The sequence below is a fragment of the Microbacterium xanthum genome (assembly GCF_034531355.1).
Classification (GTDB): domain Bacteria; phylum Actinomycetota; class Actinomycetes; order Actinomycetales; family Microbacteriaceae; genus Microbacterium; species Microbacterium xanthum.
This window is the reverse complement of the sequence record NZ_JAWHUE010000002.1, coordinates 232314-255025: the sequence shown is the minus strand read 5'-3', so window position 1 is coordinate 255025 and position 22712 is coordinate 232314. Positions and strand designations below refer to the sequence as shown.

Below are 22712 nucleotides of genomic sequence, written 5' to 3'. Positions count from 1 at the left end.
CCCGGGCGGGCCCGATCACGTGTCCGGGGTATCCGCAACCCCTCGCGGCCGTGGCGTGCGACCGGTTGAGTGGATGCGGAACGAACGACGGAACGGAGGTCACCATGACGACCGATGCATCCCACGACCGACACGACGAGCACAGCGACGCACCCGGCACCCACGAGGGATCGCGCGGGGCAGGGTCGGAGTCGCCCGAGGAGGGCGAGGCGGCCATGGCAGCCGCCGAGGACGCCACCGTCGACGACGAAGACTGACCGCATATGCACGACGCGCCCGCCACCGCTCCGGTGACGGGCGCGTCGTGCGGTTCCGGTCAGGCGTCGAAGCGGGCCCCGGCTGGGTCGCTGTCGAGCACGAGCAGCACCAGCAGGATGATGCCCCCGACGACCGGGATGAACCCGACGAACCACCACAGGCCCGAACGGTTGGTGTCGTGCAGACGACGCCACGAGATCGCCAGCGTCGGGACGATGATCACGAGGAACCACAGCCCCAAGATCGCCATGCCCACCCCGAACAGCGGCCCCGGTGTGGTCGCGGTCGTCGGGCCGTCGAAGGTCGCGCCGGCGAAGGCGAGGATCGTCAGCACGATGCTCAGCACCGTGGAGATGAGCAGGTATGCCAGGTACCACCACCAGAACTCGCTCCGGCTGGCGCGGCCGGTGAAGGTGGCGTACTTCTTCCAGAAGCGGGTGAAGGCCTGGCCGAAGGTGGCGCCGTAGAGCGGCTGCGACAGCGAGGCGGATGCGTTGGTCACGGTGTGATCCCCCGAGGTGAGTGAGTGCGAAAAGCCCCGAACCGGGCATCCCCACTGTGCCCGAATCAGACGTGCCTCGTGGGGGTTGTGACGCTCACCGGTGCAGGTGGGCGCGCTGCCCCTCCCGGTCGAAGACCATGATGAGCTCGGCCGGTGCGCCGACGGCGACCATCGCGTGCGGAGTCATCGTGGAGAACTCCGCCGCCTCCCCCTGGCCGACCTCGATGCGTCGCTCGCCGAGCTGCAGCATCACCCGCCCCTCGAGCACGAGGAACCAGTCGTAGCCGGGGTGCACGCGCGGCGGGGGCATGTCCGCCTCGGGTTCGAGGCGCAGCTTCATCGCCATCGTGCGGCCGTCGATGCGGTTCAGCGCCCAGGTCGTGCGTCCGGCGGAGCGGTGCTGCGTGGGGCGGATGACGACGTCGTCATCGTCGTCCGCGTGGAAGAGGGAGTCCAAGCTCACCTGCAGCGCTTCGGCCAGCGGCACCAGCACATCCAGGCTGAGGCTGCGTTTGCCGGTCTCGATGCGGCTGATCGTCGAGGCACTGAGGTTGCTGCGCTCGGCGATCTCGTCGAGCGAGTACCCGAGGGTGGTGCGGATGCTGCGCAACCGCACGCGCGCGAGCTGTTCGACATCGGACGTGGTCATGGGACGAGCATCCCGCGCGCTTGCGAATTATGCAAGACGCCATCCCGAATGCGCCAGACGCGCATACGCTGTCGGCATGGGCCACCACCACACCACCGACCACGCCCCCCACGAGCACACCACCCACGAGCACACCGGCCACGGGCCGGCGATGAGCCGCACGTGCGACGTCGCGGTCATCGGCGGATCGGCCGCCGGGCTCGCCGGGGCCCTGCAGCTGGCCCGGCAGCGTCGGTCGGTGATCGTCGTCGACGACGGCACCCCGCGCAACGCGCCGGCGGAGCACATGCACGGCTACCTCGGGCGCGAAAGCGCCCCGCCGGCCGAGCTGGTCGCGATCGGGCGCGACGAGGTGCGCTCGTACGGCGGCGAAGTGCTCACCGGGCGGGTGCTCGATGTACGGCGCGAAGGCGACCGGTTCCGCGTCGCACTCACCGGCGGCAGCGCCCTGCTCGCCCGCCGCGTGCTCGTCGCCTCGGGCATCGTCGATGAACTCCCCGACATCCCGGGACTGCGCGAGCGATGGGGACGCGAGGTCATCCACTGCCCGTTCTGCCACGGCTGGGAGGTGCGCGACCAGCGGGTCGTGCAGATCGTCACCACCCCGATGGGACTGCACCCGACCCCGCTCGTTCGGCACCTCACCGACCGGCTCACCGTCGTCGTCCATGACGCGGCCGGCATCGACCCGGCGGCGCTGCGAAGCCTGACGGCGTCGGGTGTGGCGGTGCTCCAGACGCCGGTGCGGTCGATCACCGACGCGGACGGCGCGCTCGGCGTCGACCTCGCCGACGGCACCCGACTGCCCGCCGACGCCGTCCTCGTCGGGTCGCGCTTCCATGCCCGCCTCGACATGCTCGCCGGCCTCGGACTCGAAGCCACCGCGCACCCCAGCGGGCTGGGCGAGGCGCTCGGCGTCGACGCGACCGGCGCGACGGCCGTCGCGGGCGTCTACGCCGCGGGAAATGTGGCCGATCCGAGCCTGCAGGTCCTCCCGGCCGCGGCGAACGGCAGCATGGTCGGCGCCCACCTCGCGTTCAGTCTCGCGAACGAAGACCTCGCCGCGGGCGTGCGCCCCTCGGCGGTCGAAGCGGAATGGGACGCCCGCTACGGCGACGAGCGCGTCTGGAGCAGCAACCCCAACGGGTCGCTCGTCGCCGAGGTCACCGACCTCACCCCGGGCCGGGCGCTGGATGTCGGCACCGGCGAAGGCGCCGACGCCCTGTGGCTCGCCGAGCGCGGCTGGACCGTCACCGCCACTGACGTCTCCTCCCGAGCCCTGGGCCGGCTCGACGACGAGGCCGCCCGCCGCGGCGTCCAGGTGCGCACCCTGCACGTCGATGCCAACGGCATCCGCCCCTACGGCGAGGACCGCTTCGACCTCGTCTCGCTGCAGTACGGTTCCTTCACCCGCACCCCCGACGGGCGCGGGCTGCGAAACCTCGTGGATGCGGTCGCGCCGGGCGGCACGCTGCTGGTCGTCGCCCACGACATGGCCTGGGCGTACGAGGAGCTCGACCCGGCCGAGACCACGCGCCTGTTCGACCCGGCGGCCTTCGTGGGCGTCGCGCACATCGCCGAGGCCCTTGCCGCCGACGGCGGCTGGCGCCTCGACGTGCACGAGACCCGGCCCCGACCGGCCGGCGCGATCAGCCACAATCACGTCGAGGACGTCGTGCTCCGCGCCGTGCGCGTCGGCTGAGCGGCGGACTGTCCGAGGCGTGTGACGCACGCTCGCAATGCGAGACTGGTAAGACAGAGTGTCTGTCTTCTTCCATGGGGGTTTCATGCGTCTTTCGGTGATCGGTTGCGGGTACCTGGGTGCGGTGCATGCCGCGGCGATGGCGTCGATCGGTCACGAGGTGGTCGGGATCGATGTCGACGAGCGCAAGATCGCGTCGCTGTCCGCCGGTGACGCGCCGTTCTTCGAGCCGGGTCTGCAGGAGATCCTCACCGAGGGCATCGCATCGGGACGGTTGTCGTTCACCACCGACATGTCCGCGGCGAAGGGCGCGAAGGTGCACTTCATCGGCGTCGGTACCCCGCAGCAGGCCGGCGGGTACGCCGCCGACCTCACCTACGTCAACGCCGCCGTCGACGGCCTGCTCCCCTACCTCTCCGAGGGCGACCTGGTCGCGGGCAAGTCGACGGTGCCGGTCGGCACCGCCGCGAACCTCGCCCCCCGCGTGGCCGAGACCGGCGCGACGCTGGTGTGGAACCCCGAGTTCCTCCGCGAAGGATGGGCCGTGCAAGACACCGTCGACCCCGACCGTCTCGTCGCCGGCGTCCCCTCCGAGGACGGTCACCCCACCACCGAGGGCGAACGCTGCGCCGACGTGCTCCGCGAGGTCTACCACACCGCGATCGCCAAAGACACGCCGTTCATCGTCACCGACTACGCCACCGCTGAGCTCGTGAAGGTCTCCGCCAACGCGTTCCTCGCGACGAAGATCAGCTTCATCAACGCCATGGCCGAGATCGCCGAAGTCACCGGCGCCGACGTCACCACCCTCGCCGACGCGATCGGCCACGACGCCCGCATCGGCCGTAAGTTCCTCGGCGCCGGCATCGGCTTCGGCGGCGGCTGCCTCCCCAAAGACATCCGCGCCTTCAGCGCCCGCGCCGAAGAACTCGGCAAGGGCGAATCGGTCGCGTTCCTCCGCGAAGTCGACGCGATCAACCTCCGCCGCCGCGACCGCGCCGTCGACCTGACCGTCACCGCCCTGGACGGCACCGTCTACAACAAGAACATCACCGTCCTCGGCGCCGCCTTCAAGCCCCACTCCGACGACATCCGCGACTCCCCCGCCCTCGACGTCGCCGTGCGCCTGCACGGCCTCGGCGCGAAGGTCACCGTCACCGACCCCGCCGCGATCGAGAACGCCCGCCGCATCCACCCCCAACTCACCTACGTCGAAGACCGCGACCAGGCCCTCACCGGCGCCGACGCCGTCATCGTCGTCACCGAGTGGGACGAATGGCGCCGCCAGCTCGACCCCGCCCACGCCGCCACCCTCGTGGCCGGCAAGGTCGTCGTCGACGGACGCAACTGCCTCGACGCCACCGCCTGGCGACGCGCCGGCTTCACCTACCACGGCATGGGCCGCCCCTGACCCGGCACCACCGGAACCGGCGCCCGGGCCTGACCGGGGCTCGGGATGTCGGGGGTCGCGGGTAGGAAGGTCTGATGGCCGTCACGCGCGAGACCCTGCTGCAGATCGGGCGCATCTATGCCGAGCAGGCCGCCCTCGACCTCCCCCGCGGGCGGGAGATCGTCGCACGGTGGCCGGATGCCGACATCGTGCCGGTGGATTCGCACTGGCGGATCCCCGAGCTGCACGGTGATGAACGCAACGTCGCCCGGTGGACGCGGATCAAGACCGAGGCGCTCGTGCTCGGTGTGAAGAAGTCCGTCGCGACACGGCTGAACGGCCGCTCGGCCGACTTCATCGCCCCCTCCGCCTCGAACGGCTGCGCCATGGCATGCGCCTACTGCTACGTGCCGCGGCGCAAGGGATACAGCAACCCCGTCACCGTCTTCGCCAACATCGAGCAGATCCACCGGCACCTCGCCCGTCACATCGCCGCGCAGGGCCCGAAGACCGAACCCAACCAGTGCGACCCCGACAGCTGGGTGTACGACATCGGTGAGAACGGCGACTGCTCCGTCGACGCGATGATCAGTGACAACGTGCGCGACCTGTGCGACCTGTTCCGCATGTCCCCGTCCGCGAAGGCGTCGTTCGCGACCAAGTTCGTCAACCCCGACCTGCTGGACTGGGATCCGGCAGGTCGCTCCCGGATCCGCTTCTCCCTCATGCCCCACGAGACCGCACGGGTGACCGATCTGCGCACCTCGCCGATCGCCGAGCGCATCCGCGCGGTGAACGACTTCGTCGAGGCGGGGTGGGAGGTCCACGTGAACTTCTCGCCTGTCATCCTCACCCCGACGTGGCTGCGCGACTGGGCCGACCTGTTCGATCAGATCGACGACGTGCTCACCGACCGGGCGAAGGCCCAGCTCGCCTGCGAGGTCATCTTCCTCACCCACAACCAGGCCCTCCACGAGGTGAACCTCGGCTGGCATCCGAAAGCCGAAGAGCTGCTGTGGGCCCCGGCGATCCAGGAACCGAAGAGATCGCAGAACGGTGCCGAGAACGTGCGGTATCGACACCCTCTCAAGAGTGACAGCGTCGCGGCACTGACCACCCTCATCCGGCGGAAGCTGCCGTACTGCCGCGTGCGCTACGCGTTCTGAGCGTCGGCGTCGATTCGAACGCGACACCCGGGGCTGGTATCAGTGGATGGTGAACCTCGCCTCACGTAGAGCCCCCCGTACGATCAGCGTCGGCCTCGCCGCGCTCCTGACCCTCACGGCCTGCACCGCGTTTCCGCCGAGCGACGAAGCCGCCCCGGCCGCCACGGCGACCCCGGAGGCGGACGTCGTCACGCCGGATGTCGCGGTGCAAACGCCGGAGCCCGACCCCACACCGACACCCACCCCCAGCGTGACCGCGCCCGCCCCGGTCATGCCCGAGGCATCGCCGTGGGTCCGGCCCGCCCCGGCCCCGGTCATGTCCCACGATGTCGCCCCTGGCGCCGGCCCCGACATCGGCACCGTCGTCGACGTCGCTGACGAGGAGATCGAGACGGGCGTGCACGCGCACGACGACGTCGCCTATCTTCAGAGCGATATCGGTGAGCTCGCCTTCGACTTCCAGGAGAGCTCGGTGACGGACGGCCAGCCCTTCACCTTCGTCGATGCGTCGTCGGTCGAGGGCAGCCTCGCCTTCGAAGTGTCGGCCGGCCACAAGAACACGGCCACCCCCGCCGACTGGTTCACCCACCAGGTCGGAAGGAACACCGTCAACGACGGGCTCGGCTTCCACAGCGCGACCGGACGCACACCGAAGGACCTCCACTACGCGTTCTGCGGCGACCTCACGTTCCACGCGTACGACGACGCCACCACGACCGCCTGCCTCGGTCAGGGGCACACCGGCCTCGACAACGACTGGTGGTTCGGCGGCCCGGACTTCGAGGTGATCGATGGACACCTCTGCCACATCGACGCCAGCGCGGCCGACGACGACGATCGCGGCCTCGCCGCCTGCGTCCTTCCCACCTCGGTCGCGAACGCGTTCGACGTCAGGACCGCATCGACGCATTCGAACTACGTGACCACGTACAGTCCCAAGCTCGACACGGCACTCTCCGAGAGCATCGAGACGCGCGCGGTCGCGCAGAACCTGGTGGACACCCTGTACGAGAAAGAGCTGATCTCGAAGACGGAGAAGACGGCCCTCGACGTCGCGATCAGGGCCCTCCCCGACACGACGATTACCGCCGAGCTCCCCACCGGGTGGACGTTCCACTGCGACCACGCGTGCGCGGACGATGACCAGTACGCCATCAGCGACGGACAGATCTGGGCGGGCGCGCGCGCGTCCGACGCCTACTCGTCCTGGCTGTGGGACGAGCTCATCCCGGGGGCGGTGAAGAAGGACCTCAACAACACCTCCGTCAACGCCACCGCCGGTCGTCACGGCACCTCGGATGTCGCCGAGTGGATGGTCGACCAGGTCGGCGACGGCGGCATGATCGGGATGGGGAGCAGCAACGGCACCGCGACACCGGCATCTCTGAACTTCGCCTTCTGCGGCACGCTCGACCCGGACGGCGTCGACTCGCATGTCGAACACGATGTGTGCCTCGGCCAGGGTCACACCGTCGCCGACGACGCGAACAACTGGTGGGTCGGGGGCGAGGACTGGATCGATGTCGGATCGCTGTCGTTGCACGATCTGCTCCCGAACGTCCACAACTTCGCCATCCGCGACTTCGTCGATGTGGTTATCGGCGACGGGGACGTGCGGATGCTCCTTCACCGCGAAAGCCTCACGGCCATCATCACCGCGGAGACCGATGCGCTCGACAGCGGCTTCGTCGACAACATGATGATCGTCGCGGGCGTCGAGGTCTTCGCGGAACGCGATTGACCATACGTGGCGGGGTGCGCGCGGCCCGCGCTCCCCGCCGCCCTCGGGCCGGTGTGCCCTTACTCAGGCTGCAACGGCCCTCCGGGGCCGGGTGCGAGCCGGTCGGCTCCCCTCAGCCTGAGTTATGGCACGTCAACCGCGCGCTTCAGCGGAGTCCTCGTCGTCGGCGACGGTGATCTCGGCGACGCCTTCGGTCTTCTGCGCGTCGACGTCGTCGTCCGCCTCACCCGAGCCGGTCCCGCTCGCACCCGAGTCCGTGACGGTCAAGCCGTCGGGGCGGATGAGCTCGCGCACCTCGGCCATGAAGCTCGTCATCTGCTGCTGCTGCCAGCGCAGCTGACGGGTGCGGTCCTCGGCGTCGCGCAGCACATCGTTGCTGTGACCGGTGACGGTGTCGACGATCTTCTGCGCCTTCTCGCGCGCCCGGTCGATGGTCTGCTGGGCCTTGACCCGCGCATCCGCCTCGATCTGCTGGGCCTGCGCGCGCATGAGCCGTTCGTAGTCCTCGGCCTTGTTCGAGATGCGCTGGGCGTGCTCGAGGGATGCCGCGACCTGGGCGTTGGCATCGGAGGTGATCCGCTCGGCGTGCGAGACGGCCTGGTTGTGGAGCACGAGGAACTCCTGCTGGGCGTCGTCCTGGCGCCGCGTCAGGGTCTCCTCGAACTCGAGCACGCGCGCGTTCATCTCCCGCACGGCCGCCTCGGCCTCGGTGCGCATGTCGGTCGTCTCGCGGGTCACCATCGCCCGCAGCGCCGCCGCACCCTTCTCGGCCTCGGATCGGATGGCCTCCGCCTCGCGCTCGGCCTGCAGCACCTTCTCCGTCGCGTGCGCGGCTTCGCGTTCGATGCGCGCCTCGTGCGCGGTGTACTCGGTGTCGATGCGCAACCGGTTCTGGTCGGAATCGTGCTGCGCCTTCTCGACGATCGTCGCGGCGTCGGTCTTCGCCTCGGACCGCACCTGCTCGGCCTGCTCGCGCGCGGCATCCAGCAGACGCTCGGCCTGCGAGGCGGCGTTGCGGATCAGCAGACCCGCCTGCTCCTCGGCGACGCGCAGCACCGCCTCGAACTGCTCGCGATCGTGTGCCACGCCGTCTTCGATCGGGGTGCCGGCCAGCTCCGCGGTGAGCGCGGTGACCTTCGTCTCGGCCTCGCCCAGCTGCGCGTTCGCCGCGGCGAGGTCGGCTTCGAGCTGCGCGCGGTTCTCCTGCTGCTCGGTGCGAAGCGCGTCGAGGGCCTCGGCGTTGTCGGCGACGAGCTTTTCGATCTCGGCCTGCTGCTCGGCCCGCATCTCGTCGAGCGAGTCGCGCCGGGACTGCTCGGTTGCGGCCAGCTCGCTCTGGTAGCGGTCGACCCGAGCGGACAGCTCGGCGATGGCGTCGTCGACCTCGCGACGCTCGTACCCGCGGAACGCGACCGTGAACGCGTTCCCCCCGTCCGGAGAGCCGCCGCCCGTCTGGGCGGAGAGAAGCTCATCGAATGCGTCGTTGCGCGCGTCGTCGGACATGCAGAACCTTCCAGCAGGGGGCGAGGGATGCCGGCGTCGCGGCCGACCCCCTCCACTGTGCCGCATCGACCCTCGGCGTCGCCGGTGAGATCTCTATGAGATCTCGAGGCCCCGGCGCCGACGGCGGCGCCTGCCCGGACGACGCGCGCAACCGGGGCCACAACCTTGGGAAAAGTCATGGTTTACCTATGGGAAACATAAGAAAGGGAGCCCGAAACATCGGATCTCTAGCGTGGCCGGTGCACCGACCTGCTCCATCGTGCTCCACCGAAGGTGCTTCCCCCCATTGGAATCGCAGGAAGAGGACCGCCGTGAAGGCTCCCGGCTCTGCGCGCTGGCGCGCGCTCGCCACCGTCCCCGTCATCGCAGCACTGCTGCTCCCGACCGCCCCCGCGGTCGCGGCGACACCGGCCGAGGGGGTGATCACCTCCGCCGACCCCGTCGCCACCGCCCTCGACGTCGGGAGCCTCCCCGACCCGCTCGCCTACGGCCCGTACACGCCGAGCACCATCCAGGAGACCAAGCTCGGCACCGTCGATCTGCAGGAGCCCAACTCCAGCGGCGACGCCCCCGACCCGGGCACCTCTCAGGCGGCCGAGACCATCGAGATCCGCGGCGCCCTGTACTCCCCGGCCGACCGCACCGAGCCGTCGCCGGTGATCGTGCTCGTGCACGGCAACCACGGCTCGTGCGACTCGGGTCAGGATCGCGAGACGATTTCGTGCGAGGAGTTCAAGCGCAACGAGGCCGGCTACGCCTACCTCGGTGAGAACCTCGCCACCTGGGGCTACACGGTGTTCTCGGTCTCGCAGGATCAGATGATGATGCGCCAGGACGGCTGGGCCGGAAAGGGCATGCACCAGCGGCGCCTGCTGATCGCCGCGACGCTCGACGCGCTGAGCGCGGCGAACGAACCGGGCGGACTGCCCGTCGACGAGCACACCACCATCGGCGCGACCCTCGCCGGCACGCTCGACATGGAGCGCATCGGCCTCATGGGCCACTCGCGTGGCGGTGACGCCGTGTCGAGCTTCATCGACTACAACCGCACCCGAACCGATGGGCCGCGCTACCCGCTGCGCGGTGTGATCTCGCTCGCCCCGGTCGACTACGAGCGCAAGGCACCGTACGGCACGCCGTACATGACCATCCTCCCCTGGTGCGACGGCGACGTGTCGAACCTGCAGGGCGCGCGCATGTTCGAGCGCAGCCAGTACGTCAACGGCGCCAATCCGTTCCCCTCCATCCAGGTCTCGCACCTGGGCGCCAACCACAACTGGTACAACACCGTGTGGTTCGCCGACGGTCAGGACGGAACCACCGGCGGCGACGCAGCCTGTGGCGACAGCCGCCCCACGCGCGATGACCGCGTCTCGGAGAACAACCTGCGCCTGAGCGGTGCGGCCTCCTACGACCCGGCGTCGTACGTCATCGACAACAGCGACACCTTCAACCCCGAGGTCAACACCAAGATCTCCGCCGACCCCGACCGGATGGGCGCGCAGGAGAAGCTCGGCCAGGCGACCATGGCGGCGTTCTTCCGCCGCTACGTCGGCGGTGAAGGCGCCTTCGAGCCCTATATGACCGGCGCCCTGTCGACCACCGATTCGCACCAGCAGATCCCGGCGTCGGCCTGCCCCGACATCACGCCCGGCGATCTCGCGATCGACTGCGCCGAGCGGGTGTCGACGACGTACTTCGCGCCGTCCGACGAGCGCGTCGATGTCATCCGCCCCGAGATCGAGAACCCGCTGAGCCTCAACGCGCTGGGCGGCGCCCTCACCAGCACCGGATTCGCCAACCCCTACCTCGCCGACGGCGGCGTGCAGCCGCAGCCGACCCCGGAGGCCGGGATCGACTGGTGCAACCCGGAGCCCGACCAGTTCGCGCCCGGCGTGCTCGGAATCGACGGCAACCCGGTGGCCGCGAAGGCCTGCCCGCTTCCGAACGCCGACGCGGTCGGCGGTCAGAACGGCACCCGCGAGAACTCGCCGATCAATCACTCCTACGGCCGTCAGCTCGCGCTGGCCTGGGAAGAGGGCCGGCAGGCGACGCTCACCGCACAGATCCCCGACGCCTCCAAGGATGTCTCGGGCATGACCGCGCTCGCGCTGAACGCCGACGTCAACTTCTTCGACCTGCGCAACCCCGGTGCGGTCTCGCGCGAAGAGGGCGACCCCAAGACCGACGTCATGTGGAACCCCGCCGCGTCGACCCAGGACTTCGAGATCGTCCTGACCGACACCACCGGCGCGTCGGCATCGGTCGCGGCCGGCGACCCGCGCTGGGGCAACGCCCTGCACATGTCGACCGGTGACCAGACCCGCTACACGCACATCGTGCTGGAGCAGATCCGGGTGCCGTTGACCGCGTTCGACGGCGTCGACGTGTCGTCGCTGGCCTCGCTCGAACTGCGTTTCGGCGGCGAGGGCATGCCCGCATCGGGATCGATCCAGGTCGCCGACGTGCGCTTCCAGGAAGCCGCCGTCGACGCCCCGCTCATCCTCTCGGACGGCACCACCCCGAACGCCGGCGCCGGACACGGTGCTCCCGCCTCGGGCCCCGACCCGGCGGTGTTCCTCACCGAGACCGACATCACGCCGGGCGAGCTGACCCTGCCCGACACCGTCGCCGACACCTCTTCGAACGTCACCTGGGTCGTGGACGACGACGGGGCGCAGTGCCCCGAAGCCGGCTTCACAAGCATCCAGGACGCGGTCGACCACGCCTCACCGTGGGACACCATCGTCGTGTGCGAAGGAACCTACGAGGAGTCGTCGACCCCCGTCGACAGCGCCCGTGTTCCGGTCGCCGAGGGATCGATGAACGGCCTCACGATCGCCAAGCCCCTGAAGATCAAGGGCGCGGGCGCCGACAAGGTGACGATCATGCCCGACCAGAGCATGACCACGCTCGCCGGCTCGACCCCGTTCCTGCGTGACGGCGGCGGCAATGTGATCACCGTCTCCCGCCAGTCGCTGGGATCGACCGACACCAACGAGATGTTCGTCGAGATCTCGGGCGTGACGGTCACGTCGGGATCCGTCGCCGCCGAGGCGGGCATCGCCTTCCTGAACACCGCAGGTCGCGTGTCGGAGAGCATCGTCGGACCGGTGACCGCCGGTGACGGCCCGCACGGGTGGGGCATCGTCAAGACCAACCACCTGCAGGGTGCCGGGCCCGGCACCGTCGAGACCGAGGTCACCGTCGCCGACAGCGTCGTGACCGGCTACACCGCCGGCGGCATCCTGTTCGACGGCGGCCGCGGCGCCGACGGCGACCCGGCCAACGACGTCGACGCCGGCATCCGCCAACTCGGTTACGTCAGTGGCACCGTGGTGTCCGGATCGGGTGCCGACGGGCAGGTCGGGGTGGTCTACACCCACGGCTTCGGCGGGTTCATCGACGGCAGCCGCGTGTTCGGGAACGCCGGCGGCAACGTCGTCCTGAACGCCGCGCCCGATGTCGAGGTCGGTAGCGTCGTCGAGACGGCGGAGGGCGGCGACGCCCCGACCGGTGTCGGCGCGACGGTCGACGACGCCCCGTCGAGCGCGATCATCGATCCCGGTGCGGGCCTCGAGCTCGAACCGGGCGATGAGATCGCCCCGCTGGTGCGTGCCGTGGACGACTTCGCGATCGGCTCGGTGACCCTGCAGGCCGACGGAGAGACGGTCGCGACCGTGACCAGCTCACCCTACGCCTTCACCTGGGCTCCGACGGAGGAACAGGCGGGCACCGACGTGGCGCTCACGGCCATCGCGACCGACTCCTCGGGGCAGTCGACCACCTCCGCCGCCTACCTCGTGGCGGTCGCCGGGGACGACTCCGGTGACGGCGGAGACGGCGGAGACGGCGGAGACGGCGGAGACGGCGGAGACGGCGGTGACGGCGGAGACGGCGGTGACGGCGGTGACGGCGGCGACTCCACCGCGAGCGTGTCGCTCTCGGCGTCCTCGGTCGAAGCCGGTGGCACGGTGACCGTGTCGGGCACCGGCTTCGCGCCGGGCGACAGCCTGCGCATCGAGCTGCACTCGACACCGCAGGTGCTCGCGAGCGTCGACGCCGGCACGTCCGGTGGCTTCCGCACCACGGTCACCATCCCGGCCGCGACCGATCCCGGCGACCACACCATCCGGATCTACTCCGGTGACACCGAGCTCGCATCGGCCGAGCTCGAGGTGACCGCCACCGGCGATCTCGCCGTCACCGGCGGGACCCTGTGGACGGCGGGCATCGTGCTCGGCGTGATGCTGGTCGTGGTGGGCGCGGCGATGCTCGTCATCCGCCGCCGCAACGCGATGGGCTGATCAGTCACGAAGAACGGAGGGCTCGGGCGTACGCCCGGGCCCTCCGTCGTGCGCGGGGGACCTCTCGGGCAACACCGAACGCATACCCTGGACGCATGAACCGTCCACTCGGAGTCACCCTCGTCGCGATCGTCGCCTGGCTGATCGGGTTCTTCCAGATCATCGGAGCCGTCTTCGGCATCCTCGGCGGACTGCTGATCACCCCGTCCGCGCTGCTGGCCTGGGTCAGCCTCGCCGTCGGCATCATCACCCTGCTCGTGGGTATCGGGCTGTGGCGCGGCAACAACACCGCCCGCACCGTGGCCACGATCGTCTTCGTGGTCAACATCGCCCTCGAGATCATCGGCATCTTCACCGGAGAGGGGCTGTTCGCCGGGATCTTCGGTTCGGTCCTGCCGGCCATCGGCCTGCTGCTGCTCTACACCAGCTCGGCAAGCCGCTACTTCCGCGCGTAGCCCCTACGCTCTCGCGGGGGTCCGCCGCACGACGTCCCCCACGGCCTCGAGCGCGTCAGCCGTGATCATCGGGTGCGTCAGGGCGAGGTCGTACACGCTCGCGTCGGCGTGGTCGCGGCGGAAGGCCGGGTCGGCGAGCATCGGCGCGCGACGGGCCACGACCGGATCGTCGAAGGCCTCCGCGGGCAGATCCCCGAGCGGCGCGAGGAGTCCGGGGGCATCGCGTGCCACGCGCTCTCGTGTCGGCAGCGCCGCCGCGGCCTCTCGGGCGCGCGGAGCCTGGCGGGCGGCGAGGAGGTGTGCCTCACCGACCTCACCGGTCTCGGGAAGCCCCAGACGCTCATACTGCGACGACGGCGCATCCGCCGCCCGGAGCTGCTCGACCAGGAGCGTCGCCATCTTCCGTTCGAGCCGGTCGTCGACCAACGGCGTGCGCTGGTCGGGATCGGTCAGCAGGTCGAACAGCAGCGTGCCGAAATCGGCGGGGTTGGCTCCCGCCCGCGCGGGCGCCCGAAGCACCGGCACCCCTTTGGTGAAGCTGAACGGCGCGACCAGCTCGGCGTCGCGCAGCTCTTCGGGAGCGAAGCGGGTCGCCATGTGCGTGGGCATCAGGGTGTGCTCGAACAACGGTTCGTTCGCATCCGTCGCGCAGGCCCGCATGTAGACGTAGCGCCCGTCGGTGATGCTCACATGGCCGCCGAAGGAACCGAACAGACCCGTTTCGCGCGCCGGCGCGGTCGCCGCGAGCGTGGGCCCCATCGGGATCCCCTGCATGTCGCTCGGGCGCTCGATGCCGAAGTACTCCAGCAGCGTCGGGCCGAAGTCGACCGTCTGGACGAGGTGATCGACGCTCTCACCGGTTCGCGCGGTGCGCGGATCCCAGACGAACAGCGGGGTGTGGATGTTCTCGTCGTACCAGGGTTGGACGTTCTTGCCCCACCAGCCACGCTCGCCCAGCAGCAGGCCGTGATCGGTGCAGACGATCAGCAGGGTGTCCTCCCACAGATTCAGCTCGTCGAACGCATCCAGAACCCGCCCCAGCGAGGTGTCGCACATCGTCAGCAGCGCGCGGTATTCGTCGCGCGCCTGCTCGATCGCCGCGGGCTCCTCGGCGACGCGGGCGTAGTCGGGCCAGTCGAACTCGGCGCCGGTGTCGACCCCGTCTTCTCGGTACCACCGGCGATGGCGCGGGTAGCTCACAAACGGCTCGTGCGGGTCGAAGCACTCGATCTGCAGGAACCAGGAGTCCTCAGCCGCGTTGGTGCGGATGAACTCCAACCCGGCGGAGACCGTCCGCGTCTGCGGATGCAGATCCTCCGTCGGGTAGTAGGAGCGGTTGATCCGGTCCTGCCGCACCGTCTTGCCGGCGCGACGGCTGACCTTCGGCGGCATCTCGGGGTCGCGGACGTGCCCCTTCCACGGGTCGCCCTCCTGCCCGCGGAACAGCTCGTAGGTGTCGTAGCGGTTGTGATAGGTCGCGCCGCCGTCCTCCCAGTAGTGCTGGTGGTCGGTGACCAGGTGCGTGTACACCCCGGATTCGCTCAGCAGCTGCGGCGTGGAGTCGTCGAAGGGCTCCAGCGGACCCCACGACCGATGCAGGAAGTTGTACCGACCGGTGTGGATCTCCCGCCGTGCCGGCATGCAGGGCATGCTGCCGGCGTAGCAGTTCGTGAACCGCACCGTGCGCTCGGCGAGCCGCGTGAAGTTCGGCGCGTGGATCCCCTCCGCCCCGTACGGCGGCAAAAACCGCCGATTCAGCGTGTCGAACATCACCATCACGGCACGGGTCACGGGTTCTCCTTCGTCGGCGAGCGATCCCATCATCCCAAGCACCCGCCGCCGGTCACATCCCGTCGCTCTTGCATCGAGCTATCTATGCGCTTAGACTCCTGAAGGTCGTCACGATTTATGCGCTTAGATCCACAGTGGGATCAGCCGCGATTCAAGGAGGAAGACGTGAAGTTCAAGCCCGTTCTCGGAGGTGTCGCGGTCCTCACCGCCGCGACTCTCGCACTCACCGCCTGCGGCCGCGCGGAGGACGCCTCATCCGGCCCGTCCGACGCCGTCTCGCTCGACGGCTCCCCCGCCGAGGGCACGATCACCGTGTGGGCCATGGGCGCCGAGGGGGAAGCCCTCCCCGAGTTCGTCGAGGCGTTCGAAGAAGCCAACCCCGACGCGACCGTCGAGGTCACCGCGATCCCGTGGGATGCGGCGCACAACAAGTTCCAGACCGCGATCGCGGGCGGCACCACGCCGGACGTCGCGATGATGGGGTCGACCTGGATGGCCGATTTCGGCGACGCGTTCGCGACCGTTCCCGCCGAAGTCGACACCACGGACTTCTTCCCGGGCGCCCTCAGCACGACCGAGTTCGACGGCCGTGCGGCCGGTGTGCCCTGGTACGTCGACACCCGCGTGCTCTACTACCGCACCGACCTCGCCGCCGAAGCGGGATGGGAGGAGGCGCCCACCACGTGGGATGACCTCACGCAGATGGCCTCCGACCTGCAGACCGAGGCCGGCACCGACTGGGGCATCCGCCTCCCCGCCGGCAACGACGCGTTCCAGGGCTCGATGTGGATGCCGTGGTCGGCCGGGGCCGAACTCACCGACGGCGACGCCTGGACCCTCGACACCCCGGAGATGGCGACCGGCCTGGCGTACTACCAGAGCTTCTTCGACGAGGGACTGGCCGACCCGAACGCCGACTTCTCGTCGGGGGCGACCGAGTCCGAATTCGTCGCGGGCATCTCGCCGATGGTCGTGGAAGGACCGTTCCTGCGCGGATCGCTCGAGCTCGCCGCGGGCGAGGAGTTCACCGAGCAGTACGCCACCGCGGTCCTGCCTGCCGAGGAGGAGTCGGTGTCGTTCAGCGGCGGCGCGAACCTCGTGGTGTTCGAGGGGAGCGACAACGCCGAATCGGCGTGGAAGCTCGTGGACTGGCTGAGCCAGCCGGAGACCCAGGTCAGCTTCTACGAAGCGACCGGCGACCTCCCCGCCGCCCCGTCCGCGTGGGAGGACCCGGCCCTCGCCGGCGACGCGAGCCTGGAGACCTTCGGCACACAGCTCGAGACCGCGAAGGCTCCCCCGGTGACCACCAGCTGGGTGCAGGTGGCGGCGAAGGGGGACCAGGCCCTCGAGCAGCTGCGCCGCGGCGACGGGGACGTCGCCGACGTCCTGGCCACCCTCCAGGCCGACGCCGACGCCATCGGCCTGGAGTGACCTGACCCATGTCGACCTCGACACTCGTCGCTCCCGGAGCCCGCACGGGCTCCGGGAGCCGGGGGACCCGCAAGGGCGGCCTGCACGACCGGCAGCGCAAGCGTCAGGCACTCGTCGCGTGGGGTTTCGCGCTGCCCTTCGTCGCCGTGTTCGCCGTGTTCATGCTGTTCCCGATCATCGGGTCCTTCGCGATGTCGTTCACCGACTTCACCTCGCGCGACATCCGCAGCCCGTTCGCGGTCAACGTGGTGTGGTTCGAGCAGTACCTCACCCTCTTCCACGACCCCCGCTTCCTCACGTCGATGCGGGTCACGGCCGTGTTCGTCCTCGTCGGCATCCCGCTGACGATGATCGTCGCCCTCGCCCTCGCTCTCGCCCTCAACAGCGGACGCGGCAAGATCGTGTCGTTCTTCCGCGTCGGCTACTACGCCCCGGTCGTCACGAGCATCGTCGCGGTCGCCGTCGTCTGGCGATACATCCTCCTGCCGGACGGACTGCTCAACTCCGCGCTCGCCGTCGTCGGCATCGACGGGCCCAACTGGCTCAACGACACCACCTGGGCGCTGCCGTCCCTCATCGCCATGGCGGTCTGGCGCAACGTCGGCACGCTCATGATCATCTTCCTCGCCGGGCTCCAGGCCGTCCCCGAAGACGTCAATGAAGCCGCCACGATGGACGGCGCCTCCTCATGGCGACGACTCGTCTCGGTCACGCTGCCGCTCCTGCGCCCGACCCTGCTGCTGGGTGCCGTGCTGATCTCGGTCGGCTACCTGCAGTTCTTCGAGGAGGCGTTCGTGATGACCCGCGGCGGCCCGCTCGACTCGACCCTGTCGGTCGCCTACTACACCTACCAGCAGTTCGGTTTCGGCGAATACGGCCTGGCCTCCGCCGCCAGCTACGTGCTCTTCCTCGCGATCGCGCTGTTGAGCCTGCTGCAGTTCCGTCTGCTCCGATCGAAGGACTGAACCGATGACCACCAGCGTCCTCGACCGTCCGGTGGATGCCGCCACGCCCGCATCCCCTCCCCCACCCCGTCGACGCCGACGTCGCGGGTTCGGCCCGCGCGCCCTCACCTATACGGTTCTGACCGTCGGGCTGGTGCTGTGGCTCATCCCGTTCGTGTGGATGCTGCTCGGCTCGCTGAAGACCCAGGGCGAGATCCTGCAACGCCCCCCGACATGGCTGCCCCAGAACCCGACGCTCGAGAACTTCGCCGCGTGGTTCGGGCCGCTCGATTTCTGGCAGTTCTTCGCCAACAGCGCGATCGTGGCGATCGCCACCGTGCTCGGCAACCTCGTGTTCTGCTCGATGGTCGGCTATGCGCTGGCGAAGATGGAGTTCCCCGGAAAGCGGGTGCTCTTCGTGCTGGTGATGGTCACGCTCATGGTGCCGGGTGTGGTGACCTTCGTCCCCCTGTTCGTCATGGTCTCCTCCCTCGGCCTGGTCAACACCTATCCGGCCCTGATCCTCCCGTTCGTCACCGCACCGGTCGGCGTGTTCCTCATGCGACAGTTCATGCTCGGCATCCCCGAGCCCCTCCTCGAGGCGGCCCGCCTGGACGGCGCGGGCGAATGGCGCATCTTCGCGCGGATCGTGATGCCGCTGTGCGGGCCGCCGCTGGCGACCCTCGGCATCCTGACGTTCCTGTCGTCGTGGAACAACTTCCTCTGGCCGCTCGTGGCCGCCCAGACCGAGGAGATGTACACGCTGCCGGTCGCCCTGTCGCTCTACTCGACCGGGCAGAACGCCACGAACTACGGTCTGCTGCTGGCGGGGTCCGTGCTCGTGATCACCCCGATCATCGTGCTGTTCGTGTTCCTGCAGCGCTGGTTCATCCGCGGCGTGGCCACCACGGGTCTGAAGTGACCTCGCCGCGCCGTCCCACGCCCGATCCCCTTCTGGAGTCCCCACCGATGCAGCCCACCTTCTCGACCGCGCCCGACGGCACCCGGTTCCGCGACCTCAACGGCAACGGGGTGATGGACCCCTACGAAGACCCGCGCCTGTCCGCCGCCGAACGCACCGACGACCTGGTCGGCCGACTGTCCCTCGAGGAGAAGGCCGGCCTGATGTTCCAGACCGTGATCGAACTCGGCGAGGACGGTGGGCTGCTGGAGACGCCCGGGGCGATCTCGAAGTCTCCGACGTCGACGGTGATCCTCGGCAAGGGGATGAATCACTTCAACGTGCACCACATCTCCACCGCGCGCGCCGGCGCGCGGTGGAGCAACAACCTGCAGCGACTGGCGGAACAGACGCCGCACGGGATCCCGGTCACCATCAGCACCGATCCGCGTCACGCCTTCGTCGAGAACAGCGGCGTCGCCTTCTCAGCGGGCCCCTTCTCACAGTGGCCCGAGCCGATGGGGCTGGCCGCCCTGGACGACCTCGACGTCATCCGATCCTTCGCCGACATCGCGCGTCGGGAGTACTGCGCGGTCGGGATCCGTGCCGCGCTGCACCCGCAGATCGACCTCCCCACCGAACCGCGGTGGGGGCGGCAGGCGCAGACGTTCGGCTATGACGCCGACCGGGTCTCGCAGATCACCGCCGCCTACCTCGAGGGGTTCCAGGGCGACGCCCTGGGGCCGGATTCGGTCGCGTGCACGACCAAGCACTTCCCCGGCGGCGGTCCGCAACGCGACGGCGAAGACGCCCACTTCCCGTACGGGCGCGAACAGGACTACCCGGGTGGCATGTTCGAATACCACCTCGCGCCGTTCCGGGAGGCGATCCGGCGCGGAACGGCCGGGATGATGCCGTACTACGGCATGCCGGTCGGCCTCGAGCGCGGCGGGCAGGTGATCGACGAGGTCGGCTTCGCGTACAACCGTCAGATCGTGACCGACCTGCTGCGCGACGAACTCGGCTACGACGGCGTCGTGGTCACCGACTGGGAGCTGGTCAACGACAACCATGTCGGTGATCAGGTGCTTCCCGCCCGCGCGTGGGGCGTCGAGCACCTCGATGCGGCGGGGCGCATGCGGATGCTGCTCGAAGCCGGCGTCGATCAGTTCGGCGGCGAAGAGTGCGTCGACCTGCTGCTCGATCTCGTCCGCTCCGGCGTCGTCGCGGAGCAGCGGCTGGACGCGTCGGTGCGGCGCATCCTGCTGGTGAAGTTCCAGCTCGGCCTGTTCGACGACCCGTATGTCGACGAGGACGCTGCCGAGAGCCTGGTCGGCAACGCCGAGTTCCGCGCCGCCGGCACGACGGCGCAGGCCGAGTCGGTGACGGTGCTCCGCGACCGGGACGGGACTCTGCCGCTGTTCGCGGAGCCGGCGCGGCCCCGCATCTACGCCGAGGGGTTCGGCGACGCGGCCCTCGACGCCTACGGCGAGCGCACCGGGCGCCCGGAGGATGCCGATGTCGCCCTCGTGCGCATCGGCGCACCGTTCGACCCGCGGGACGACCTGTTCCTGGAGAGGTGGTTCCACCAGGGATCGCTGGAGTTCCCACCGGGTCTGGCCGTGCGCCTGGGCCGCCTCGCCGAGCACGCGCCGCTCGTGATCGTGGTCAACCTCGACCGCCCCGCGGTCCTCACCCCGCTCGTGTCGATCGCCTCCGCCCTGGTGGTCGACTACGGCAGCTCCGACGAGGCCGTCCTCGCGGCACTGTCGGGCCGCATCCCGCCTCGCGGTGTCCTGCCGGTGGAGATCCCCCGCTCGATGGACGCCGTCCGCGCATCGGCCACCGACGTGCCCGACGGCACCGTCGACCCTCTGTTCCCCCGCGGGTTCGGCCTGTTCCCCCGCGCGCAGGCACCGGAGCCCGCCGCAGCGCGTCAGTAGGATTCCCGAGGAGAGCGAGGAGCACATGCCCACGACCCGACCGACCGTGTACGACGTCGCCGAGCGCGCCGGCGTGTCGATCGCGACCGTGTCGTTCGCGTTCCGCCGCCCCGACAAGGTGCGCACCGAGACGCGGGAGGTCGTCCTCCAGGCCGCACGCGAGATCGGGTACGTCCCGAGCGGCTCCGCGCGCAACCTCGCTCGCGGCCGCACCGGGGTACTCGGGCTGCACCTGTTCGACCTGCTCCTGGATGTGGCGCCGGGCACCCCCGCGGCCGACGAAGGCCTGGTCGACCTGTCGAGCCTGGACCTCACGGCCCCGTTGCTGCAGTGGGACGCCGCCGAAGACGCCCGCGCGAGCGAGCCGAAGGTGTTCCCTCTCTACGTCGACGAGGTGCAACGCGGCTTCGTCTTGGAATGCCGACGCAACACCACCGGGGTCCTGCTGCGCCGTGGCGGGACCGGCTCGAATGAGATCGCCGAAACCGCCGGACAGGTCGACGGGCTGGCGATCCTCCCCGGACACGCGGGCTTCGCACCGACCGAAGCGCTCAGCTCGTCGGTGCCGGTCGTGATGGTCTCCAACGGGGGCGGAACGGGACACCACGTGCTCGCCGACAACGCCGGCGGAGTCAGCATCCTCGTCGAGCATCTCGTCACCGCACACGGCGTGCGCAGCCTGGGCTGGGTCGGCGCGGCCGAGGGGTGGGATCCCCGCCGCCGACGGGATGCCTTCGACGATACGGTCGCGGACCTCGATGGCGTCACGGGGGAGCTGATCGATGCCGTCGACGTCGGAGTGGACCCGGTGTTCACCACGCTCCTCGAGCGCGCCGACAGCGGGACGCTTCCGGATGCGCTGGTGTGCGCGACGGACCAGACCGCCCTCGCCGCGATCGATGTGCTGCGCGCGCGCGGCATCGAAGCGCCTCGCGACATCCTCATCGCGGGATTCGACGGCATCCAGGCGACGCGGACCTCGTCGCCGACGCTGACCACGGTGCGACAGCCGATGGAACTCATGGGGCGACTGGCCGCGCATTTGCTTCTCACCGATCCCGGCGACGGCTCGGTGGCGCCGCGAACGGTGACCGTCGCCGTTGCGTTGCAGCTCGGCGCCAGCTGCGGCTGCGGCTGAGCCCGACCCACCCTCCGGCCGAGGCCGGGGTCGCACCGAGGTCGCGACGGCGCGGGCTTCCGCTCAGGCGTGGGGGTCTGTGGCGTTCAGCCGCGCGACCACCTCGGGGTAGTCCCCGCGCTTCTCGGCGTCGCGGAGGAACGTCACTCGCTCGACCTGCACCTCGGTGACATCCGGCTCGGCCGCGAGGATCGACATCACTTCGTCGACGAAATCCGTCAGCGGCATCGCGATCGGGCTGTGCCGCTGGCCCGGCATGAGATCGGTGGCGACCGCCGGCGGTTCGAGTTCGACGACCCGCACCGACGTGTCGGCCAGCTGCAGGCGCAGGGACTCGCTGAGCATGTGGATCGCCGCCTTCGAGGCGTTGTAGCTCGGGGTCGACCGCAGGGGCACGAAAGCGAGACCCGAAGAGACGGTCATGATCGTCGCGTCCGGACGGCTGCGCAGGTGTTCGATGACCGCGCCGATCAGGCGGATGGGACCGAGGACGTTGGTGGTGACGGTCTGTTCGGCAGAGGAGACGAAACCGGCCGGACGCGTCCAGTCCTCGACGCGCATGATGCCCGCCATCGCCACCACGACATTCAGGTCCGGGTGCCGCGCGATCACCTCGGCGGAGCCCTCGGCGATCGAGGCCGGATCAGCCACGTCGACCTCGACCGTGTCGATACCGGGATGGGCGGCGGCGATCTCGTCGAGCAGCTGCCGACGTCGCCCGCCGACGATGACCGTGTTCCCCGCCGCGTGGAAGCGCTCGGCGAGCGCGCGCCCGATGCCGCTGGTCGCGCCGGGGATGAAGATGGTGTTTCCGCTCATTCGCATGATCCGAGTCTTCGACGACCCGCGTATCCCGACCAGAGACCACTCATCGGAGGATCGGTGCTCCCT

General features: G+C 69.9%; 17 protein-coding genes. 12 read left to right on the top strand and 5 right to left on the bottom strand.

Translation table 11 applies throughout. The annotated features are described in order from the left end of the window. Window positions 1-104 precede the first annotated feature (104 nt). Window positions 105-257: a hypothetical protein gene (locus RZO50_RS06845; protein ID WP_322598968.1), complete on the top strand. Its 153-nt coding sequence runs from the start codon at window positions 105-107 to the stop codon at window positions 255-257. A gap of 59 nt (window positions 258-316) precedes the next feature. On the opposite strand, the gene RZO50_RS06840 is transcribed toward RZO50_RS06845, so the two are convergent. Both RZO50_RS06840 and RZO50_RS06835 read right to left on the bottom strand, forming a co-directional pair. Then, window positions 317-760: a DUF805 domain-containing protein gene (locus RZO50_RS06840; protein ID WP_322598967.1), complete on the bottom strand. Its 444-nt coding sequence runs from the start codon at window positions 758-760 to the stop codon at window positions 317-319. A 94-nt stretch (window positions 761-854) separates the two neighbouring features. Beyond that, window positions 855-1409: a helix-turn-helix domain-containing protein gene (locus tag RZO50_RS06835; RefSeq protein WP_322598966.1), complete on the bottom strand. Its 555-nt coding sequence runs from the start codon at window positions 1407-1409 to the stop codon at window positions 855-857. A gap of 76 nt (window positions 1410-1485) precedes the next feature. On the opposite strand from RZO50_RS06835, the gene RZO50_RS06830 reads away from it, so the two are divergent. From RZO50_RS06830 to RZO50_RS06815, 4 genes are all read left to right on the top strand, one after another. Next, window positions 1486-3111 carry a bifunctional NAD(P)/FAD-dependent oxidoreductase/class I SAM-dependent methyltransferase gene (locus tag RZO50_RS06830; protein ID WP_322598965.1) on the top strand — a complete coding sequence of 542 codons (1626 nt, stop codon included), beginning with the start codon at window positions 1486-1488 and terminating at the stop codon, window positions 3109-3111. An 85-nt stretch (window positions 3112-3196) separates the two neighbouring features. Further along, window positions 3197-4522 (top strand): UDP-glucose dehydrogenase family protein, encoded by a 1326-nt coding sequence (locus RZO50_RS06825; protein WP_322598964.1) that lies wholly within the window; start codon window positions 3197-3199, stop codon window positions 4520-4522. Between the two features lie 74 nt (window positions 4523-4596). After that, window positions 4597-5667, top strand: coding sequence for a spore photoproduct lyase family protein (locus RZO50_RS06820; RefSeq protein ID WP_322598963.1), 1071 nt, complete (start codon window positions 4597-4599; stop codon window positions 5665-5667). A gap of 46 nt (window positions 5668-5713) precedes the next feature. Then, window positions 5714-7408, top strand: a complete 1695-nt coding sequence (locus RZO50_RS06815; RefSeq protein ID WP_322598962.1) for a hypothetical protein — start codon at window positions 5714-5716, stop codon at window positions 7406-7408. A 132-nt stretch (window positions 7409-7540) separates the two neighbouring features. Here RZO50_RS06815 and RZO50_RS06810 read toward each other — a convergent pair whose 3' ends face one another. Continuing rightward, window positions 7541-8911, bottom strand: a complete 1371-nt coding sequence (locus RZO50_RS06810; protein ID WP_322598961.1) for a coiled-coil domain-containing protein — start codon at window positions 8909-8911, stop codon at window positions 7541-7543. 311 nt (window positions 8912-9222) lie between these two features. On the opposite strand from RZO50_RS06810, the gene RZO50_RS06805 reads away from it, so the two are divergent. Beyond that, complete coding sequence (locus RZO50_RS06805) at window positions 9223-13218, top strand: Ig-like domain-containing protein (RefSeq protein ID WP_322598960.1); 3996 nt, start codon at window positions 9223-9225, stop codon at window positions 13216-13218. 95 nt (window positions 13219-13313) lie between these two features. After that, window positions 13314-13673, top strand: a complete 360-nt coding sequence (locus tag RZO50_RS06800; RefSeq protein ID WP_322598959.1) for a hypothetical protein — start codon at window positions 13314-13316, stop codon at window positions 13671-13673. Between the two features lie 3 nt (window positions 13674-13676). Here the strand turns inward: RZO50_RS06800 and RZO50_RS06795 are convergent, their stop codons facing one another. Continuing rightward, complete coding sequence (locus RZO50_RS06795) at window positions 13677-15464, bottom strand: sulfatase (RefSeq protein ID WP_322598958.1); 1788 nt, start codon at window positions 15462-15464, stop codon at window positions 13677-13679. Between the two features lie 165 nt (window positions 15465-15629). Between RZO50_RS06795 and RZO50_RS06790 the strand changes: the two genes are divergently transcribed. Genes RZO50_RS06790 through RZO50_RS06770 form a run of 5 tightly spaced genes read left to right on the top strand, consistent with a single transcriptional unit; the run spans window position 15630 to window position 21821 of the window. Beyond that, a complete protein-coding gene (locus RZO50_RS06790; RefSeq protein ID WP_322598957.1) occupies window positions 15630-16895 on the top strand; it encodes an extracellular solute-binding protein in 1266 nt (421 codons plus the stop codon). A gap of 8 nt (window positions 16896-16903) precedes the next feature. Further along, window positions 16904-17860 (top strand): carbohydrate ABC transporter permease, encoded by a 957-nt coding sequence (locus RZO50_RS06785; protein WP_322598956.1) that lies wholly within the window; start codon window positions 16904-16906, stop codon window positions 17858-17860. 4 nt (window positions 17861-17864) lie between these two features. After that, a complete protein-coding gene (locus tag RZO50_RS06780) occupies window positions 17865-18761 on the top strand; it encodes a carbohydrate ABC transporter permease (RefSeq protein ID WP_322598955.1) in 897 nt (298 codons plus the stop codon). A gap of 47 nt (window positions 18762-18808) precedes the next feature. Further along, window positions 18809-20683 (top strand): glycoside hydrolase family 3 protein, encoded by a 1875-nt coding sequence (locus RZO50_RS06775; RefSeq protein WP_322598954.1) that lies wholly within the window; start codon window positions 18809-18811, stop codon window positions 20681-20683. A 25-nt stretch (window positions 20684-20708) separates the two neighbouring features. Then, window positions 20709-21821, top strand: a complete 1113-nt coding sequence (locus RZO50_RS06770; protein WP_322598953.1) for a LacI family DNA-binding transcriptional regulator — start codon at window positions 20709-20711, stop codon at window positions 21819-21821. A gap of 63 nt (window positions 21822-21884) precedes the next feature. Here RZO50_RS06770 and RZO50_RS06765 read toward each other — a convergent pair whose 3' ends face one another. Further along, a complete protein-coding gene (locus RZO50_RS06765) occupies window positions 21885-22646 on the bottom strand; it encodes an SDR family oxidoreductase (RefSeq protein ID WP_322598952.1) in 762 nt (253 codons plus the stop codon). Window positions 22647-22712 lie beyond the last annotated feature (66 nt).

Coding starts and splice junctions, on each gene's coding strand:
- RZO50_RS06830 (WP_322598965.1), top strand. CDS start 1,486: ATGGGCCACCACCACACCACCGACCACGCCCCCCACGAGCACACCACC.
- RZO50_RS06820 (WP_322598963.1), top strand. CDS start 4,597: ATGGCCGTCACGCGCGAGACCCTGCTGCAGATCGGGCGCATCTATGCC.
- RZO50_RS06815 (WP_322598962.1), top strand. CDS start 5,714: ATGGTGAACCTCGCCTCACGTAGAGCCCCCCGTACGATCAGCGTCGGC.
- RZO50_RS06800 (WP_322598959.1), top strand. CDS start 13,314: ATGAACCGTCCACTCGGAGTCACCCTCGTCGCGATCGTCGCCTGGCTG.
- RZO50_RS06775 (WP_322598954.1), top strand. CDS start 18,809: ATGCAGCCCACCTTCTCGACCGCGCCCGACGGCACCCGGTTCCGCGAC.
- RZO50_RS06845 (WP_322598968.1), top strand. CDS start 105: ATGACGACCGATGCATCCCACGACCGACACGACGAGCACAGCGACGCA.
- RZO50_RS06825 (WP_322598964.1), top strand. CDS start 3,197: ATGCGTCTTTCGGTGATCGGTTGCGGGTACCTGGGTGCGGTGCATGCC.
- RZO50_RS06810 (WP_322598961.1), bottom strand. CDS start 8,911: ATGTCCGACGACGCGCGCAACGACGCATTCGATGAGCTTCTCTCCGCC.
- RZO50_RS06765 (WP_322598952.1), bottom strand. CDS start 22,646: ATGCGAATGAGCGGAAACACCATCTTCATCCCCGGCGCGACCAGCGGC.
- RZO50_RS06770 (WP_322598953.1), top strand. CDS start 20,709: ATGCCCACGACCCGACCGACCGTGTACGACGTCGCCGAGCGCGCCGGC.
- RZO50_RS06780 (WP_322598955.1), top strand. CDS start 17,865: ATGACCACCAGCGTCCTCGACCGTCCGGTGGATGCCGCCACGCCCGCA.
- RZO50_RS06785 (WP_322598956.1), top strand. CDS start 16,904: ATGTCGACCTCGACACTCGTCGCTCCCGGAGCCCGCACGGGCTCCGGG.
- RZO50_RS06835 (WP_322598966.1), bottom strand. CDS start 1,409: ATGACCACGTCCGATGTCGAACAGCTCGCGCGCGTGCGGTTGCGCAGC.